This window comes from Sphingomonas sp. 7/4-4 (genome assembly GCF_027941955.1).
Taxonomy (GTDB): domain Bacteria; phylum Pseudomonadota; class Alphaproteobacteria; order Sphingomonadales; family Sphingomonadaceae; genus Sphingomonas.
This window is the reverse complement of record NZ_CP115960.1, coordinates 1158653-1175759: the sequence shown is the minus strand read 5'-3', so window position 1 is coordinate 1175759 and position 17107 is coordinate 1158653. Positions and strand designations below refer to the sequence as shown.

17 protein-coding genes and 1 tRNA gene are annotated in these 17107 nt (G+C 61.4%); 9 read left to right on the top strand and 9 right to left on the bottom strand.

Annotation, left to right across the window (positions count from 1 at the left end; translation table 11 throughout):
- Positions 1-84: 84 nt before the first annotated feature.
- Positions 85-960, bottom strand: coding sequence for a tyrosine-type recombinase/integrase (locus tag PIB19_RS05950; RefSeq protein ID WP_271240062.1), 876 nt, complete (start codon positions 958-960; stop codon positions 85-87).
- Between PIB19_RS05950 and PIB19_RS05945 the strand changes: the two genes are divergently transcribed.
- From PIB19_RS05945 to PIB19_RS05930, 4 genes are all read left to right on the top strand, one after another.
- Positions 916-1839, top strand: coding sequence for a HamA C-terminal domain-containing protein (locus PIB19_RS05945; protein ID WP_271240061.1), 924 nt, complete (start codon positions 916-918; stop codon positions 1837-1839). The genes PIB19_RS05950 and PIB19_RS05945 overlap by 45 nt on opposite strands.
- Positions 1836-4451 (top strand): DEAD/DEAH box helicase, encoded by a 2616-nt coding sequence (locus PIB19_RS05940; protein WP_271240060.1) that lies wholly within the window; start codon positions 1836-1838, stop codon positions 4449-4451. The genes PIB19_RS05945 and PIB19_RS05940 overlap by 4 nt, the downstream gene beginning before the upstream one ends.
- Positions 4414-4782 carry a DCL family protein gene (locus PIB19_RS05935; RefSeq protein WP_271240059.1) on the top strand — a complete coding sequence of 123 codons (369 nt, stop codon included), beginning with the start codon at positions 4414-4416 and terminating at the stop codon, positions 4780-4782. Before PIB19_RS05940 ends, PIB19_RS05935 begins: the two co-directional genes overlap by 38 nt.
- A gap of 197 nt (positions 4783-4979) precedes the next feature.
- Positions 4980-5306 (top strand): hypothetical protein, encoded by a 327-nt coding sequence (locus PIB19_RS05930; protein ID WP_271240058.1) that lies wholly within the window; start codon positions 4980-4982, stop codon positions 5304-5306.
- A 1-nt stretch (position 5307) separates the two neighbouring features.
- On the opposite strand, the gene PIB19_RS05925 is transcribed toward PIB19_RS05930, so the two are convergent.
- The gene (locus PIB19_RS05925) at positions 5308-6096 is read right to left on the bottom strand and encodes a hypothetical protein (RefSeq protein WP_271240057.1); all 789 of its coding nucleotides are present in this window, start codon (positions 6094-6096) and stop codon (positions 5308-5310) included.
- Positions 6097-6676: 580 nt separating this feature from the next.
- Between PIB19_RS05925 and PIB19_RS05920 the strand changes: the two genes are divergently transcribed.
- Positions 6677-6880, top strand: a complete 204-nt coding sequence (locus tag PIB19_RS05920) for a hypothetical protein (RefSeq protein ID WP_271240056.1) — start codon at positions 6677-6679, stop codon at positions 6878-6880.
- 151 nt (positions 6881-7031) lie between these two features.
- Here the strand turns inward: PIB19_RS05920 and PIB19_RS05915 are convergent.
- The 3 genes from PIB19_RS05915 to PIB19_RS05905 form a co-directional block, all read right to left on the bottom strand.
- Positions 7032-7114 (bottom strand) — tRNA-Leu (locus PIB19_RS05915).
- A 60-nt stretch (positions 7115-7174) separates the two neighbouring features.
- The gene (locus tag PIB19_RS05910) at positions 7175-7675 is read right to left on the bottom strand and encodes a hypothetical protein (protein ID WP_271240055.1); all 501 of its coding nucleotides are present in this window, start codon (positions 7673-7675) and stop codon (positions 7175-7177) included.
- 5 nt (positions 7676-7680) lie between these two features.
- A complete protein-coding gene (locus PIB19_RS05905; protein ID WP_271240054.1) occupies positions 7681-8412 on the bottom strand; it encodes a hypothetical protein in 732 nt (243 codons plus the stop codon).
- Positions 8413-8678: 266 nt separating this feature from the next.
- Here PIB19_RS05905 and tig point away from each other — a divergent pair, with 266 nt between their 5' ends.
- Positions 8679-10328 (top strand): trigger factor, encoded by a 1650-nt coding sequence (gene tig / locus PIB19_RS05900; RefSeq protein WP_271240053.1) that lies wholly within the window; start codon positions 8679-8681, stop codon positions 10326-10328.
- 71 nt (positions 10329-10399) lie between these two features.
- Here the strand turns inward: tig and PIB19_RS05895 are convergent, their stop codons facing one another.
- On the bottom strand, positions 10400-10990 hold the full coding sequence (locus PIB19_RS05895) for a DUF4328 domain-containing protein (RefSeq protein WP_271240052.1): 591 nt from the start codon (positions 10988-10990) through the stop codon (positions 10400-10402).
- Positions 10991-11089: 99 nt separating this feature from the next.
- Here PIB19_RS05895 and PIB19_RS05890 point away from each other — a divergent pair, with 99 nt between their 5' ends.
- Positions 11090-12022, top strand: coding sequence for a glycosyltransferase family 2 protein (locus tag PIB19_RS05890; protein WP_271240051.1), 933 nt, complete (start codon positions 11090-11092; stop codon positions 12020-12022).
- Here the strand turns inward: PIB19_RS05890 and PIB19_RS05885 are convergent.
- The 3 genes from PIB19_RS05885 to PIB19_RS05875 all read right to left on the bottom strand — a co-directional run bounded on the left by PIB19_RS05885 (position 11983) and on the right by PIB19_RS05875 (position 14558).
- The gene (locus PIB19_RS05885) at positions 11983-13296 is read right to left on the bottom strand and encodes a hypothetical protein (protein ID WP_271240050.1); all 1314 of its coding nucleotides are present in this window, start codon (positions 13294-13296) and stop codon (positions 11983-11985) included. The two genes, PIB19_RS05890 and PIB19_RS05885, sit on opposite strands and share 40 nt — an antisense overlap.
- Positions 13297-13530: 234 nt before the next feature.
- Positions 13531-13854, bottom strand: coding sequence for a hypothetical protein (locus tag PIB19_RS05880; protein WP_271240049.1), 324 nt, complete (start codon positions 13852-13854; stop codon positions 13531-13533).
- Between the two features lie 38 nt (positions 13855-13892).
- Complete coding sequence (locus tag PIB19_RS05875; protein ID WP_271240048.1) at positions 13893-14558, bottom strand: NAD-dependent epimerase/dehydratase family protein; 666 nt, start codon at positions 14556-14558, stop codon at positions 13893-13895.
- Positions 14559-14942: 384 nt separating this feature from the next.
- Here PIB19_RS05875 and PIB19_RS05870 point away from each other — a divergent pair, with 384 nt between their 5' ends.
- Both PIB19_RS05870 and clpX read left to right on the top strand, forming a co-directional pair.
- Positions 14943-15575: an ATP-dependent Clp protease proteolytic subunit gene (locus PIB19_RS05870; RefSeq protein ID WP_271240047.1), complete on the top strand. Its 633-nt coding sequence runs from the start codon at positions 14943-14945 to the stop codon at positions 15573-15575.
- Between the two features lie 146 nt (positions 15576-15721).
- Positions 15722-16987 (top strand): ATP-dependent Clp protease ATP-binding subunit ClpX, encoded by a 1266-nt coding sequence (gene clpX, locus PIB19_RS05865; protein WP_271240046.1) that lies wholly within the window; start codon positions 15722-15724, stop codon positions 16985-16987.
- Positions 16988-17107: the final 120 nt, after the last annotated feature.

Genomic DNA, 17107 nt, shown 5'->3' with positions numbered 1-17107 from the left:
ACCCGGTGCGGGCCAGTGCCAAAACGACCACACAAGAAGCCGTGCGTGGTGCTGTTCAAGCCGATGGATGGAGAACGAAGGCCTTTAATCGTGGCGGCGCAGTGGGGCGGGCCACATTCGGTTCGCGAAGTTGCGCTCCTCGGCACCAACGGCGTCGAGATAGATCGCCGTCGTCGTGGGTGAGGCATGCCCCATCCATCGTTGGATTAGATTGGGCGGCACGTTGTTGCTGACTGCGTGAATGCCGAATCCATGCCGCAGGCCGCGCGGACACGCCATTGGTCCGGCAATGCGCAACTGTTCCGTGATCTCGCGGATACATCGCCAAACTGTTGCACGATGAATCGGCCAGATACGGCCATCATGATTTGTGGCGAGCGCCAACAGCAGGTCACAAAGCGGCCGTGGAATCGGGACGGCGCGAAACACGATCTTGCGTCGTTTCAACGTGCGGAAGGTAATAGCGCACCGATCAGCGTCAATATGATGGCGGGTGATCGCGAGCGCTTCTGAGACACGGCAGCCGGTGTAGGCCAGGACGAGACAGAGCGCCCGCCGATCCGCAGCTAAGCTGTCGATCTGACCCAAAAAGCGTTCGCGTTCGCCAGCGCTGAGATATTTTCGTCGCCCATTACTGTCGTAGATTTGCCAATCTGTACCGTGGTCCCGAGGCACCGCGCGCTCCCGTGCAACATTATGGGCAATAGGGTTGCGAGCATAAATTTTCGATCTGAAGGCGATGCTTTGCCGGAGTTCGGGAGACGGGCAGGCGCAATCTCGCGGAAAGCGGCGCGATATTAGCCTTATAAAATACCTCTGGGACACGGCCCGCCGAATTGCATAGAATATGGCAACCGGTCCGGAGCCGGCCACGATAAGATTGGGGGCGACCTGTCTGAGATCACCGCAGAAGATTTGAATGCCGCACTCACCGGCGACCCGGAGGCGCTCGAAGTTCACCTTGAACTCGTCGAGCGCGATGTCGTTCTAGATGGTCATCTCGTCAAGATTCATTGTCATTGTCTAACGGTGGACGGTAACGGGCGTATCCAGCCTCATCGGCTTGCTGAGTTCATGCGCAACGCGGTGACCAGCTACGCAATACCCCGCTCAAAGATGGCCGCGGCCAAGGAGCGCGACGAAAAATATAAGAGCAATGAAGCAGTCGCCGCACTGCATGAGCAGGCTAAGCGCTCCTTCACCGATCTCGCGCGGACGGGCGAAGGCGGTGAAATGCTATTGTTTTTGCTGGCCGAGCGCTTCCTGAAGCTTCCGCAAATCCTCTGCAAAATGGACCTTAAGACGGACACCCGGGTGCATTATCACGGTGCAGACGGGGTTTATGCAGGGGTGACTGACGACGGGATTCTGAAGCTTTTCTGGGGCGAATCCAAAATTTACAAAGATGCCAGCGAGGGAATCAAAGAGTGCCTTGCTTCTATCGCGCCCTTCTTGATTGAGCCCGACCACGAGGCCGCGGAGCGCGAGCAGGATTTGATCCTGCTAAGTGATAAGGCCGATCTGAGTGATCCGACTCTAACGGCGGCTCTCAAGCAGTATTTTAACAAAGATTCCAAGCAGTCAAAGCGTGTGCAGTATTGCGGGATTGCCCTTATCGGTTTCGACGCAGCTTTCTATCCTGGGGACGGCACCAAGGGGGTAGCGGACGAGATCGCCAAGGCAGCTCGGGAGGAACTCGAAAAGCTGAAAGCGCGCATAGGCACACGGCTCGCCGAAGAGAAACTAGATCAAATCGAAATCGAATTGCTCTGCATCCCGCTTCCGTCGGCGGATGGCTTTCGGCAGGCTTTCCTCAAGGCAATGGGGCTTACCGAATGAGCCTCAACGATTTGACCGCATGGTTGATGGATGAGGGCATCAAGGGTGATGTTGATGTGCTTACGCGCCGCATTGTCAGGACAGAACTCGACAACCTAGCAGCGGAGCCGGATGAAGACGCGAAGGAAATCGATTGGCATCGCCTGCTATTTGCGGGCAGTATTTTAGCGCGATCTGAGGCTCGCCCGCATCAGGAAGTAGCTCTTCGCATCGCCACAGGCGCGGTCACGTTGGCGAACACGCAGCCGGTGAAAGATGCAGGGGCCGTTCTTCTCGACAAGCTTACCAACTTCCGGGCTGTGGCGCTGGCAAATGACCGGCAATTGCTGGAGAGCGATCTAGAGGGGCGGCTGGGACTGGGCCTGCGGATGGAGGTCCAGCGTCGCCAATTGGATCATTCGGTACTCGTGGAATCAAGTGGGAGCTGGCTGCAGGTCAACGACTTCCAGCAGCGCTTTTGGGATAACGCGAACAGCAATAATTGGCTGTCCGCATCCGCGCCGACCGCCTCAGGCAAAACCTTCCTCGTTTTGCAGTGGTTGATCAATCACATGCGCTCGGCTGACACGTGCGTTTCAGTCTATCTCGCGCCAACACGCGCGCTCGTTTCAGAGATCGAAACGAACCTGGCGTTGCTGCTCGGCAAGGGAGCCGAGATCGAGGTTTCTTCTATCCCTCTTCGGGAGAAATATGACGCTGCGAGGGCGGGCGGGAACAAGCTCGTCCTCGTTTTCACGCAAGAGCGTCTCCACCTCTTGGCAAATGCTTTGGGTGATGATGTTCTTGTTGACTTGCTGATCGTCGATGAGGCCCACAAGATTGGAGACAATCAGCGGGGCGTAATCCTGCAGGATGCCATTGAGCGGCTCGAACGCGCGAACACCAATCTCAAGGTCGTGTTTATCAGTCCGGCCACGCAGAACCCTGAAGAGTTGTTGGCCGACGCCCCCAGCACCGCGAAGACCGCCGCTGTTGATAGCGACTCTCCTACGGTCATCCAAAATTTGATCGTTGCCGAGCAGGTGCCGCGCAAGCCCAAATTCTGGAATCTTTCAATGCGCCAAGGGGGCACTTCACAGCCCATCGGCGTGTTGCAGCTAGGTAGCTCGCCCGGTACTCTTACCAAGAAACTTGCTTTTATCGCCGCAGCGGTTGGCGAGCGTGGCGGCACACTGGTCTATGCCAATCGGGCAGGCGACGCCGAAGATGTCGCTGCTTTGATCGCACAGTTGATTCCACCGATCGATGGTACGGACAAGGAACTCCTCGAACTCGCCGATCTGGCGCGGAAAGGCGTCCATCCCAATTTTGCGCTGGCATCGCTCGTTCAACAGGGCGTGGCCTTTCACTATGGCAACATGCCCTCTTTGATCCGGCAGGAGGTTGAACGTCTTTTCCGCAGCGGGAAAATTCGCTTTCTCGTATGCACTTCGACCTTGATCGAGGGTGTCAATTTATCCTGCCGAACAATCGTCGTGCGCGGTCCGCGCAAAGGGATCGGGCACCCAATGGAGCCTCATGATTTCTGGAACCTTGCCGGTCGAGCTGGGCGATGGGGAAATGAATTTCAGGGCAACATTGTTTGCGTTGATCCGGACGACACCACGGCATGGCCCAACGGCGTCCCTGTTCGTTCGCGATATCCGATTAAACGTGAGAGCGATGCGGTCCTGGAAACGGGTGACGGCATGGCCGATTACTTGGAAAGACGCGCAGATACGCCGTTGCCCGAACTGGCCGACACCGGCCAATATGAACAGGTTGGGGCGTATCTTTTGGCCACTTACTTGCGGCTGGGTTCTATCGCGCAGGCGAGTTTCGCAAAGCGACACAATTCCGCCACCATTGCGAAGATCGAAAAGCAACTAGCCGCGCTGGCAGGCAAGATCGAGATCGGTTCGGAGACTGCAGAACGACATCCCGGCGTGAGCGCTCTGGGCCTTCAAAGTTTGCTGGATGCGTTTCGCGCGTATAAAAACGAAGTCGAAAACTTGATACCTGCGCCGGTTGAAAGCCAAGACAGCTACGATCGCTTTGTGACAATCATGCGCCGGATTAACGAGCATCTCTATCCCGCATTTATGCCGGATGGTTTGATTCCACTCCACGCTTTGATTGTCGTGCAGTGGCTGAAGGGGTTTTCCCTCGCAGCGATGATAAGAAAAAACATCGACTACCATCGGACACATAGCCGCCCTTACGTCCTGCCCACGCTTATCCGACAAACGATGGAGCTGGTCGAGCAGATCGCTCGCTTTCGAGCCCCGAAATATCTCTCGGCATACATGGATATCCTCCAAGTCCATCTGCGAGAGATTGGCCGCGAAGATCTGATCGACAACGACCTCGACATCGGGACACAGCTGGAGTTTGGCGTTTCCACGCGTACTTTGCTGTCGCTGATGGAACTTGGCTTATCCCGTATGAGCGCGGTGACGCTATATGAGAAAATAGCTAGGGACGATCTTACCAAAGAAGGCTGTCTGCAATGGGTCACTGAGCGGGATGCTCAATTTGAAGCCATGGATATTCCAGCTATCATCGTCCGTGAAATTCGCGAAAAGCTAATTGTGAGTGATCAATCTGGTCAAAATACATCGCAGAGTTCTTGATACGGGAGGGGTGTTCATGCCAGCGAAGCCATTTATCTTAGGTGACCTACACTTCGCCAAGAAAGGTGACGCAGTCGCTTACTTGAATACGATGCTTCACAAATATGACGTGGGCGACAAGGTGGATGCGGCGGATTCAAAGGTTTTAGTGGCTGCCCTCAATCGCCATCCCGAGGGCGATGAAAAAATTGGATGCGGCATAGCTGGGTTCAGCGTCCGGACCGCCGATTTCGGTACAAAGTGCTTCTGGGTAAACCGCACAGATGGCAGCACTGAGAAATTTGCGCACAGGGCCTGCGTGTACGGGAACGTAAGGCCGGTTAGTGGATGATCGCTGCTCGTCCTCCGTCTGTTGAGCGACGGAATTTGGGCGAAAGGCTGACAAAGCCTTCTCCAATCTAAGTCACTGATTTTAAATATTCATTCCTGCAACAAAATTGCCCAAAATGTTGCACGGTGGCAGATTCTGAGCCCGTTGGGAGGGCTCATGTCGTGCGTAATTTGTCGATTTATCTTGGAGCTACCTGCTTGGTCCTGCCTGCTGGCGTCCAAGCTCAGCAAGCCGATCCTAACCAGCGGGCCTATAGCTACGCGCTCCGGTGTTTTACGGCGAACACAGTTGCCGTGGGCGATCCCCGCTACAATCCCAACCATCAAAATGACGTCGCTCTGCGAGAGGCGGCGCGGCGGGCTTATAACGCGGCGCAGGCAATGAGTGTGCGGCTTGGCTATTCCAGCGACCGTGTCGCCGCCGACATCACACGGAACGGTTATGTCGAAGGCGACAAGATGTTGCGCGACGATGGCTACTTTCAACGGACGCGGGCCGACTGCATCCGGCTAGGGATGCTCTGACCTAGACGGTTCGCGACGTAGTTGCCGGTCCGAGTGACGCCACGTCGCTCAGGCCATGAGCATTGAGCGGTGCACTGTTCATCGTGGGTAGGGACACGCCAGCGGCAAGCAGCGTGGCCGCCACATCATCGAGTTCCGTTGACGAGTTGGCCGAGGACGTCGGCTGCGGAGTGTTCGTGGCTTCCTGATTGTTCGTCGATGTGGAGACGCCGGCGTTCGTTATCGCGGCGCGTTGCTGGTCGCGCGCCACAGTCGCGCTACTGAGGAGGGTATCGAAATCGGGGCTGCGGTCAGCTCCGTGATCGCGAGCGTCTTCAAGCTGGGCGACGGCGGCGTTTGAAGCGTTGAGCGCGCCCTCCGGTGTGCCCTTGGCCAGTTCGCGGCGGACATATTCTTGGCGCTCAGCTTCGCGGCGGCGGAACTCGGCTTCGTCCTCGGGTGAGGCGAAGGTGAGGTACGGATCGAGCACTTTGCGCTCGAACAGCTTCTCGCTGATGTCGCCGATGGTGCGACGGGTGTTCGCGGTCGTCTCGGCAAGATCGGCGGTCTTGTCATCCGGCGATGCAGCGGTACGGCCCTGCGCTGCCACGGCTTGGGCGGCGCTGACGGTCGCGGCGATCTCACTGCGCATCTGCGCCAGGGCAACCGGGTTGGCGGTGCCAACCGTGCGCTGCAAGCTGCTCAGGAATTGAAGCTGGTTCTGGGCGTCGCCGGGATTGCCGCCAGTGCGGGACAGTTCGGCTACTACGGCTTCAAGATCGAACTGCGCCGCGACGATCTGGCCGAGCAATTCGGCGCGGAGGCTAGCCTCCGGGTCATCCGGCTGCGCCGCATGATCGTCCGATGAAACTGTAATGTTGGCGACTATAGATTTCTCGCGCACGGGTGAACCAGCGTCAAGGATACACGGAAAACCGCTAAAATTTGGTTAATATTTCCCTAATGGCGGGGCATTTGGCCCGGCAATGGCCCGTGGGCTCGTTTCCCCTTCGGCGCACGGAAAGGCGAGGACGGTTGGGCGGTTCACTGGCTGACCGCGCCGACCGGTCAAGGCGATGAGCTTCCTGCGTGCAGCACCATCCCCTTCGGGGCGGGGCCTGTGACCGATCTGCTTGGCCGGTCAGCCTCTTGGCTCCCTGACCGTCGCGCATTCCGCGCGGCGCGAAGGAGGAAACGATGACCACGATCATTGCACTTGGGATTGCTGCCACTGTCATCATTGCGGAATCATCAACCGAATGGCTGCGGCCATTCAAGAGCGGATTACCGTGATGCGCTGGCGTCGCCGCACGCTGCGCGCGCTCAACCAGCGACGGAAGGGTTAGCGCCCCGGCGCTTGCCGCCGATCACCCGGCGGCTATGGTGGCGGCATGAGCCGCGAATGGGACCATTATGACCTGACCTGCGCCGGATGCGGCGCGACGGGCGGCATTCGGCAGTGGTCCGACGATTGGAACCGCTGGGGTGCCGAATGGGACGGCTTCAAAGGCAAGATCTATGTGACCGGCCCCAAGGCCGAGTTGGTCGAATGCGAGAAGTGCGGGGCGACGAACCCCGCGATTGAAAGGCGGTAGTCGGTTTCGTTGGTTTGCGATGGTCGCGCCCCTTCGGTGCGACTATTGACCACCGGGCGGCCTCTCCAGGCCGTCCTTCGCGCACGGCGGGGCGCGCAGCTTCCTGCTCTAGACCCGCCGTGGGTGCATCTTCATGCACCAAAAGTAGGGATGGTGCGGCTAGAGGGACTCGAACCCCCACGGTTGCCCGCTTGGACCTAAACCAAGTGCGTCTACCAATTCCGCCATAGCCGCGAAGTCGGGCAGCCTATAGCGGGGCAGGGGATGCTAGCAAGCAAATCGTAGGCGTGTGGATTACGTGGTCGGCTGTTCGCCGGGGGTTTGCTTCTTGCCTTTCCTTGCTGCACGGGGGCGGCGAGTATTGATTTCCGATGCCAGGAGGCGGTCGCGAATATGCGCGGCATAGTGCATCTCAATCATCTCGACGCTGGTGCGGCAGTTGTTGGCGATCTGATGAACGTTGGCCCGGTCCATCAACCGGAAGCAAATATAGGTGTGGCGAAGGCTGTAAGCCGTGCGTGGCTGGCCATCGCGGTCCTGCTTCAAGCCCTCTTCGCGAAGGATTTTGTTGAAAAGCTCGCGTTTGAAGGGGCGGAAAAGTTTGGTGTGACGGAATAGAGCCTCCAACTCCTCCTGTGGCATGCCGGGGTTGTCGATCCGAAGCTCGCCCATGCGCCGGTCGCGTAGGCACTGGAACGGATAAACGGCGTTGGCCGTGCTCTTGCAGTAGCCGACGCCGGTCTTGCCGCGCACGTCGATATCCAAGATCGTTTCCTTGGTTTCGTAGTCGTACACGATCTTTACATCGCGGATTTCGAGATTGGCTGCTTCGTCGGGCCGTAGGCCGGTGTTTGCCTGAAACAGCACATAATCGTGCAAATCCTCATAATGGGTCTTCCATCCCCGGCGCGTTCCTTTGGTGATGCGGCGACGGGTAGCCTTGTGAAGCTGATCGTACTCTTCGGGCGAGAACCATGCGCGCCTGCTGGTCTTGGTTTTTTCAGCAGCTCGGAGGAAAGGCTGGGCACATAGGGTATCCAGCCCTTGCCCTCGGAGAATTTCAGAATCTGCCGAACATGAACGATCTCTTGCAGCAGAGTGCTCCGCGCGGGACGCTGGCCGGTTTTGGCGATTGTCTCCTCGATGCGCTTCACCAGATAGGATTGGCTGACGCTCTTGGTGATCTTCGAGAGGCCCATTGCGCCGAAGTAAGGCAGGATATGGCAATTCAGGCGTAGTTCGAGGTACTCGACATATTTTTCGCTGCGCATGCCGATGGTGAGCACCCGCATCTCGCGAACATATTCCTCGGCGGCAGAGTGGAAGGTCCGCTCGTCCGGCTCAAGCTCGCCATTCCGCAGCTTGCCGCGCAGGTCGAGATACCACTCCTCGGTGACATGCTCGGCCAAGTCGAGCCGGGTGTGACCGGTGCTCTCGCGGAAGCGCTTGCCGCCAACGCGGGCGGCCCGCCACCACACGTTGCCTCGACGGTAAAGCTGCACCTTTCCTCCGAACATTTCATGGCTGGTCATGGGCAGCTCCCTTCGTTATGAGCGCCGCTTCGGCGGCTAGGTCCATGTGTGGCTGTGTCTGGACTGTGTCCAGGCTGGCTTGGATGGCGATAGATGGAACTAGTTGAGATCATACGATTAAATAGTTAATATGTCGTATATAGAGTGGATTTAGGTTCTGGTATCGAAAGGTGTGGGGGTTCGAGTCCCTTCGCCCGCACCAGGCACCGTCGCTCTTGATCAGCGTCCCGGCGCCGCGATCTCATTCTTTTTGGAAGCTTGAACTGATGCAGACTGTCGAGACGTTGAACGAGGGCCTGAAGCGGGCTTACACGCTCAAGATCACCGCCAAGGACATCGACAAGAAGGTCGATGCCGAAGTGAAGCGGGTCGCCCCGCAGGTCCGCATGCCCGGTTTCCGCCCCGGCAAGGTCCCCGCTAACCTCGTGCGCAAGATGCATGGCGAGGCGCTCGCGCAGGACGCGCTCAACAATTCGATCCAGGAAGGCGTGCAGAAGCTGCTCGTCGACCATAAGCTCCGCCCGGCGATGCAGCCTGCGGTGAGCCTCGAGGGCGAATATGCCCCCGGCAAGGACGCTGAGATCAAGGTCGAGCTCGAAGTGCTTCCCGACGTGCCGACGCCGTCGATCGAGGGCCTCAAGCTCGAGCGCCTGACCGTTCCGGCCGACGACGCCGCGGTCGACGCACAGCTCAAGGAGCTCGCCAGCAACCAGAAGGGCTGGGACGACGCCCCGGCCAAGCACAAGGCCGCGACCGGCGACCAGGTCACCATGGATTTCGTCGGCAAGACCGCCGACGGCGTCGCCTTCGAGGGCGGCACCGGCGAGGGCATGTCGGTCGAGATCGGCTCGGGCCGCCTGATCCCGGGCTTCGAGGACCAGCTGGTCGGCGTGAAGACCGGCGACGAGAAGACGATCAACGTCACCTTCCCGGAGGATTACGGCTCGAAGGATCTCGCCGGCAAGCCCGCGACCTTCGACCTCAAGATCACCGCGGTGAAGACCGCCGGCGAGACGAAGATCGACGACGATTTCGCCAAGCAGCTCGGCCTGCAGGATCTCGAGCAGCTCAAGGGGCTCCTCAAGGGCCAGATCGAGCAGCAGCTCAACGGCCTGACCCGCACCTATATGAAGCGCAAGCTGCTCGATCAGCTCGCCGCCGGCCATGATTTCCCGGTGCCGCCGTCGATGGTCGACGCCGAGTTCCAGCAGATCTGGCACCAGCTCGTCCACGAGACCGAGCACGAGCCCGATCCGGCCGCCGCGCTCGCCGAGCTCGAGAGCGAGCGCGACGATTACTTCAAGATCGCCGAGCGCCGCGTGCGTCTGGGCCTGCTCCTCTCCGAGATCGGCACCGCCAACGGCGTCGAGGTCTCGCAGCAGGAAATGAGCCGCCTGATCGCGCAGGCCGCGCAGCAATACGGCCCGGAGGATCGCCAGCGCTTCATGCAGTATGTCCAGCAGGAGCCGATGGCGGCCGCCCAGCTGCGCGCGCCCTTGTTCGAGGACAAGGTCGTCGACTTCCTGTTCGACAAGGCCGAGGTCAGCGACCGCGAAGTGACTCGCGAAGAGCTGGAAGCCGCGATCGAGAGCGACGAGGGCTTCGACACCGGCACGCACACCCACGATCACGACAATCACAAGCCCAAGGCCAAGAAGGCCGCCGCCAAGAAGCCCGCAAAGGAAGCCAAGGCTGACGACGCCAAGGCCGAGGAGCCGGCGAAGAAGGCTGCAGCCAAGCCGAAAAAGGTCGAGAAGGCCGATATCGAGCCCGCCGCGCCCGGCGACGAACTCGTCGAGGCCGAGCCGGTGAAGAAGGCCGCGACCAAGAAGGCGCCCGCCGCCAAGGCCGAGAAGGCGGAGGCTCCGGCCAAGCCGGCGGCGAAGAAGGCTCCGGCGAAGAAGAAGGCCGACTGAGCCTTTCTGCCTCGGTAAAAGCATCGGGCCCGCCGCTCTCTCACCGGAGCGGCGGGCCTTGCTTTTTCAGCTCAGGCGAAGACTTCGGCCAGCTCCCCGGTGCCGAGCTTGGTCTGCGCCTCGGCGATGCGGCGGAGCATGACGATCGCGACGACCGCGACGGCGATATCGGCGGCGGACTGAAGCCAAAACGGTCCGGCGCCGGCGTCCGTCCCCGCAGAGACCCGCAGGATGGTGGCAAGGAAGCCATGGCCGAGCCAGAGCGCCCACCATGCCCCGACCAGCCCGTTGCCGATCGTATAGTCGCTCTCGCCATGGCTTGCGTTCCACAGCTCGCGCATGCCCTGATACGGCTTCACCAGGTTGGCGAAGGGCACCGCGAACCACCAGATTCGCGATCCCGGGGTGAATTCCAGATCCTGGTATCCCGCTTCGACCAGGTTCCTGCCCGCCACATAGATCCAGCGGCCGAAAACGGCGTAGGTCAGCAGTGTGAACACCGTTACTGCGAGATCGACCTGCGTGGCGATTGGGACCACATTTTCCACATAGCCGTCGGGAAACAGCTCTGCGGCCAGCAATATGATCGGCGTTGAAAGTGCTTCGATCGCCACCATCATGGCGACGATCAGCGTCAGGATCCGAAGATCGCGTATTCCCATTGCTTTCCCCTTGCGATGCCGAATGATCGCTGCGGGGATGGGGGAAAGTCAAAGAACAAATATGTCGAACGGTGCCGATCGCAGCCCTATGGCGGGACAATGAACGCCAGAATCGCAGTCCTTCTGCCCTGCTACAACGAAGAAGCCGCGATCGCGCAGACGATCGCCGGGTTCCGCGAAGCGTTTTCGGGTGCCACCATCTACGTCTACGACAATAACAGCCGCGATCGCACGATCGAGGTGGCGCGCGCGGCGGGCGCGATCGTCCGCAGCGAGCGGATGCAGGGCAAGGGTAATGTCGTCCGGCGGATGTTCGCCGATGTCGATGCCGACATCTATGTGATGGCCGATGGCGACGCGACCTATGACGCGAGCGTCGCGCCGGCGATGGTCGATCGGCTGGTGCAGGAGGGGCTCGACATGATCGTCGGCACTCGCGTGCATGAAGCGGCGGAGGCCTATCGCCGCGGCCATGTCCTCGGCAATCGCGCGATGACCGGACTTTTGGCGCAATTGTTTGGGCGCAGCTTCACCGATATCTTCTCGGGCTATCGGGTGTTCTCACGCCGCTTCGTCAAGAGCTTTCCGGTGCTCTCGTCCGGGTTCGAGATCGAGACCGAGATCAGCGTCCACGCGCTCGAACTCAAGATGCCGGTCGGGGAGGTGGAGGCACGCTATTTCGCACGGCCCGAGGGGTCGGCGTCGAAGCTCAACACCTGGCGTGACGGATACCGGATCGCGAAGACGATCGCGGTGCTCTACCGGATCGAGCGGCCGATGCTGTTCTTCGGCTTCATCGCCACGGTGTTCGCGATGATGTCGGTGCTGCTCGCGGTGCCGCTGGCGATCACCTATCTGCAGACCGGCCTGGTGCCGCGCTTCCCGACCGCGCTCCTCGCCACCGGGCTGATGATCCTCGCCTTCCTCAACCTGTTCACCGGATTGATCCTCGACACCGTGGTGCGCGGGCGCCGCGAGATGCGGCGGCTGGCCTATCTGGCGGTGCCGGGGCCGACCTTGCCGACAACATAGCGCCCGGCGCGCAGCAGCGCCTCCACCGCGAGGAAGGCGAGCATCCCGTAGACGAGATAGGAATAACGCGGGATCGGCTGGACGATTGCATAGGGCAAAGCCGCGCCGGCGATATAGATTGCGAGCCAGCCATAGCCGCGTTGGCGCCGATAGATCGCGGCGCCGAGCCCGAGCAGCCCGAACAGACTCACCAGCGACAGCAGGATCGCGCGGGGCGTGCGCAATTCCTCCCGGCTGCTGAAGTAGAACTGCCACGGCGAAGGGAAGAAGAACTGGTGGAGATGGCGCGCGCTGAGCCGTGCGAAGTCGAGCGGGTGCGCGGCGATCCACGCCTTGGTCTCGGTGCCGAGGTGCCGCGCATAAGCGATCTCGCCTCCCTCGCGGGCGAGTTCAATGCGTGCCGCGCGGCCGTGATAGGGGTGTATCGCCACCAGCCGCTCGGCGAAGGTCTCAGCGGGCCTATCGCCGGAAACGGCGGCGGGGTGATTGGCGATCGCGATTTCCAGTCCGAAATTGCTGCGCAGCGGCACCGGCTCGCCGACCATCACGGCGTTGCGCATCGCCCAGGGCACCACCAGCAATGCGAGCGCGGCCGCGCACAACCCGCCGAACTGGAGCGCCTTGGCCAGGCCGAGCCGGCGCAGCGCGAACAATCCCCAGCAGGCATAGATGCCGAGCCCGGCGGCGGGGCTGACGAAGAAGGTCAATGCGGCGAGTGCTGCCGGGAGCAGCAGGGCGCGCCAGCCGATGTGCGTGCGTTCGTCGAGCGCTAGCAGCAGATTTAGGCTGATCGCGGCGAGCGTCACTGCCGCGGCCCCCTCCCAATAGCGAAAGTCGATCGTCTCCTGCGGCTGAAACACCGGCACCAGGCAGAGCAAAGCGAGCCCCCAGCGGATCGCCGTCGCATCCATCCCGAGGCGCTGGAATAGTCGGCGCAGCAGCCAATAGCTCGCGAAGGTCTGGAGCAGCGACCAGCCGAGCAATGCCAGGTTGGCCGGGACGCTCAGCGGCCCGAACAGCCAGAAGAGGAAGCCCGCGATGCCGGGCAGGATCGGCAGCAGATGCGCGGTCGGCCCATAGCCTTCATAATAGGCGTCGGCGAAGGTGCCGGTGCGCGCGAGCGCGAGTGCGATCCGCGTGGCCTCGCCGCCGCCATAGAAGGCGGTCAGTCCGCCATCCCGAACCTGGAGGAGCAGCAGCCTGAGCGCCAGCCCGCCGAGCAGCAGCCACAGCGCGAAACGCCGCTCATCCGAAATCGTGGCTCTCGTCCCCATCGCGCCTCGATAGCGGGAGAGGATGGAAAATGCCTTAGCGCGTGTCCGATATTCCATTCTTCCCCTCCCTCTTAGGGAGGGGTCAGGGGTGGTGGCACCGGCTGGGGCTCGATGCCCCAGCCGGTGCCATTTTGCTGCGAAGTCAGAGATTCTTTCAGGCGCGCAGACGCGCGCACCCACCTCAGCCCCTCCCTAGAAGGGAGGGGAGGCAAGTTAGTCGAATGTCGGTAAGGTTTAGCGCCCGATCAGGCCCAGCGCGATCAGGCTCTCGCCGCTGGCGACGATCGCTTCCTCGTTCGATCGCGGCGTCCAACCCAGCACGCGGCGCGCTTTCTCGTTGCTCGCATTTGCCTTGATCCCCAGCCGGGGCACCGCTTCGCGGGCCAGCGGATTGAAGATCGCAAGCAGGCGGATCAGCCAGTCGGGTAGCTGACGCTTCGGCACCTTCGCAGCGGCGGCTCCCATTCGCTCGCGCAGCACCGCTGCCATCTGGTAGAACGACATCGCCTCGCCCGCGACGGCGAGGAAGCGTTCGCCCGCGGCCGCCGGATCAGTCATCGCGCGCAAGTGGAGATCGGCGACGTCGCGAACATCGACTACGCCCAGATAGAGCCGGGGGTGCCCGGCATCTTCCCTTCGATCATCGTCTTCACGAGGAAGATCGAAGTCGAAAGGTCGCCGTTCAGCGCCGGGCCGAAGATGCCGACCGGATTGACCACCGCCAGCTCCATGCCGTTGCCTTCGCGGGCGATGAAATCCCACGCCGCGCGCTCGGCGAGCGTCTTGGATTTCATATAGGGCTGCACCGCCGGGCCGTCCGGATCGGTCCAGTCCGCCTCGGTATAGGGCGTGTCGCGCTGGCCATGGCCATAACCCACCGCCGCGAAGGACGAAGTGACCACGATCTGCTTCACGCCCGCGTCACGGGCCGCGCGCAGCACCCGCAAGGTGCCTTCGCGCGCCGGCCGGATCAGTTCCTGCTCGTCCCTGGGTTGGGCAGGCGGGAAGGGCGAGGCGACATGATGGACATAGTCGCAGCCCGCCACTGCCTCGGCCCAGCCATCGTCCTTTTCCAGATCGGCGGCGAAGAAGGATAGGCGGTCGCCGGCATCCGCGCCCGCCGCGGCGAGCGTCGCGCGCACCTCGGCTTCGCGCGACAGGCTGCGCACCGTGGTGCGGACTTCGTGTCCCGCGGCCAGCAGCTGCAGGATCACATGGCTGCCGACGAAGCCGGAGCCGCCGGTGACTAGAACCTTGCTCATGCGAAACGATGTGGGCGCGGCAGGGCTACCTTGCAATGTAGGATTTGGCGTGCTGCGGTCCCGCTTGCGTCGGCGTGTGATGCCACGAGGTCGCAACCGCCTTCGAGGGCAAACGGCTGTCGCGTACGTGTCGCCTCATAGGGGCATAGCCGGCGCGTATCAGGCACGTCGGTTACGCGTGACAACGGGATGCAGGAGAGGAAGCGTGTCAACGACAGCCGGAAAAAGCCCGTTTCGTGTCAACCGTGTCAAGCTGGCGTGTCAGGCAGGCCCCATCGGTGGTTTACCGCGTTGCCCCCTTGCGCCGCGCGAGCCGAGCGCCGATGTTGGGCGTCTGGGCAACCATCCAAGAGAAAATCCCGCATGCATCCGCTTTCCGGTCAGATGACCATTGATCCCGTTACCGGCGGTCTCGTTCCCATCGTTATCGAACAGTCGAGCCGCGGCGAGCGCAGCTTCGACATCTTCTCGCGCCTGCTGCGCGAGCGCATCATCTTCGTGACCGGCGGCGTCGAGGACCATATGGCCTCGCTGATCACTGCCCAGCTGCTCTTCCTCGAGTCCGAGAACCCGAAGAAGGACATCTGGATGTACATCAACTCGCCGGGCGGCGTGGTCACCGCCGGCATGGCGATCCACGACACCATGCAATATATCCGTCCACGCGTCGGCACGGTGTGCATCGGTCAGGCGGCGTCGATGGGCAGCTTCCTGCTCGCATCGGGCGAGCCGGGCCTCCGTGTCGCGCTGACCAATGCCCGCATCATGCTGCACCAGCCCTCGGGCGGCGCGCAAGGCATGGCCTCGGACATCGAGATCCAGGCTAAGGAGATTCTCCGTATTCGCGCGCGGATGAATGCGCTCTATGCTCAGTATACTGGCCAGCCGCTCGAACGGATCGAGCAGGTCATGGACCGTGACAGCTTCTTCGAGGCCGATGAGGCCAAGGCGTTCGGCGTGGTGGACGAGGTATACGATAAGCGGCCGCAGCCGACTGACGACGCAGCAGCTGCTTAAGATTATTGAGTTATAGCCGTCCGCGGGCGAAAGCCTTCGGGCGGCGACAACCGCTTGCTGTGGGCGGATTATGGATTGCCGGACGGGAACCCGCGTGTAGGATGGCGGGTAGTGGCTACGCGTCCGGCGCGTAAAGGATGGATTGAATGACCAAGCTCAGCGGCGGCGACTCCAAGAGCACGCTCTACTGCTCGTTCTGCGGCAAGTCGCAGCACGAGGTGCGCAAGCTCATCGCCGGACCGACCGTGTTCATCTGCGACGAGTGCGTCGAGCTCTGCAACGACATCATCCGCGAAGAGACCAAGTCGGCACTTGTCTCGAAGAAGGACGGTGGCGTCCCGACGCCGCAGGAAATCTGCGACGTGCTCGACGATTATGTGATCGGGCAGAAGCAGGCCAAGCGCGTGCTCTCGGTCGCGGTGCACAACCATTACAAGCGGCTCAACCACGGCGCCAAGGGTGCCGATGTCGAGCTCGCCAAGTCGAACATCCTGCTCGTCGGCCCCACCGGCTGCGGCAAGACGCTGCTGGCCCAGACGCTGGCGCGCATCCTCGACGTGCCGTTCACCATGGCCGATGCGACGACGCTCACCGAAGCCGGCTATGTCGGCGAGGATGTCGAGAACATCATCCTCAAGCTGCTCCAGGCCTCCGATTATAATGTCGAGCGGGCGCAGCGCGGGATCGTCTATATCGACGAGATCGACAAGATCAGCCGCAAGGCCGAGAATCCTTCGATCACCCGCGACGTTTCGGGCGAGGGCGTCCAGCAGGCTTTGCTCAAGCTGATGGAAGGCACGACTGCCTCGGTTCCCCCGCAGGGCGGCCGCAAGCATCCGCAGCAGGAATTCCTCCAGGTCGACACGACCAACATCCTGTTCATCTGCGGCGGCGCGTTCTCGGGGCTCGAGAAGATCATCGGCGATCGCCTGCAGGGCAAGTCGATCGGCTTCGGCGCCTATGTCGCCGCGCCGGAAGAGCGGCGCACGGGTGAAGTGCTGCGCCAGACCGAGCCCGAGGATCTGCTCAAGTTCGGCCTGATCCCCGAGTTCGTCGGCCGCCTGCCGGTGATCGCGACGCTCGAGGACCTCGACATCGACGCCTTGGTCAAGATCTTGACCGAGCCGAAGAACGCGCTGGTCAAGCAGTATCAGAAGCTGTTCGAGATGGAGGGCGTGAAGCTCGGCTTCAACGACGATGCGCTCGTCGCGGTCGCCAGGAAGGCGATCGATCGCAAGACCGGCGCGCGCGGGCTCCGCTCGATCCTCGAGGCGATCCTGCTCGACACGATGTTCGACCTGCCCGGAATGGACGGCGTCGATGAGGTGATGATCGACAAGGACGTGGTCGAGGGCCGCAAGGACCCGGTCCGCATCTACGCCAAGAAGGAAAAGACCGGCAGCGCCGCATAGGAGCGCGCCGCCTGAACTTCTGTTGCCAAAACACTGCACAAGCGGCCGGAAAGATACCTTTCCGGCCGCTTTTGTTTGACCGACTCGTCCGCAAGGCGCACCATCTCCGCAGGAGAAGAG

Bases quoted from the DNA above. Each gene is read 5' to 3' on its own strand.
- PIB19_RS05940 (WP_271240060.1), top strand. From the start codon at position 1,836: ATGAGCCTCAACGATTTGACCGCATGGTTGATGGATGAGGGCATCAAG.
- PIB19_RS05920 (WP_271240056.1), top strand. From the start codon at position 6,677: ATGAGCCGCGAATGGGACCATTATGACCTGACCTGCGCCGGATGCGGC.
- PIB19_RS05905 (WP_271240054.1), bottom strand. From the start codon at position 8,412: ATGACCAGCCATGAAATGTTCGGAGGAAAGGTGCAGCTTTACCGTCGA.
- tig (WP_271240053.1), top strand. From the start codon at position 8,679: ATGCAGACTGTCGAGACGTTGAACGAGGGCCTGAAGCGGGCTTACACG.
- PIB19_RS05895 (WP_271240052.1), bottom strand. From the start codon at position 10,990: ATGGGAATACGCGATCTTCGGATCCTGACGCTGATCGTCGCCATGATG.
- PIB19_RS05890 (WP_271240051.1), top strand. From the start codon at position 11,090: ATGAACGCCAGAATCGCAGTCCTTCTGCCCTGCTACAACGAAGAAGCC.
- PIB19_RS05885 (WP_271240050.1), bottom strand. From the start codon at position 13,296: ATGGGGACGAGAGCCACGATTTCGGATGAGCGGCGTTTCGCGCTGTGG.
- PIB19_RS05880 (WP_271240049.1), bottom strand. From the start codon at position 13,854: ATGACTGATCCGGCGGCCGCGGGCGAACGCTTCCTCGCCGTCGCGGGC.
- PIB19_RS05875 (WP_271240048.1), bottom strand. From the start codon at position 14,558: ATGAGCAAGGTTCTAGTCACCGGCGGCTCCGGCTTCGTCGGCAGCCAT.
- PIB19_RS05870 (WP_271240047.1), top strand. From the start codon at position 14,943: ATGACCATTGATCCCGTTACCGGCGGTCTCGTTCCCATCGTTATCGAA.
- clpX (WP_271240046.1), top strand. From the start codon at position 15,722: ATGACCAAGCTCAGCGGCGGCGACTCCAAGAGCACGCTCTACTGCTCG.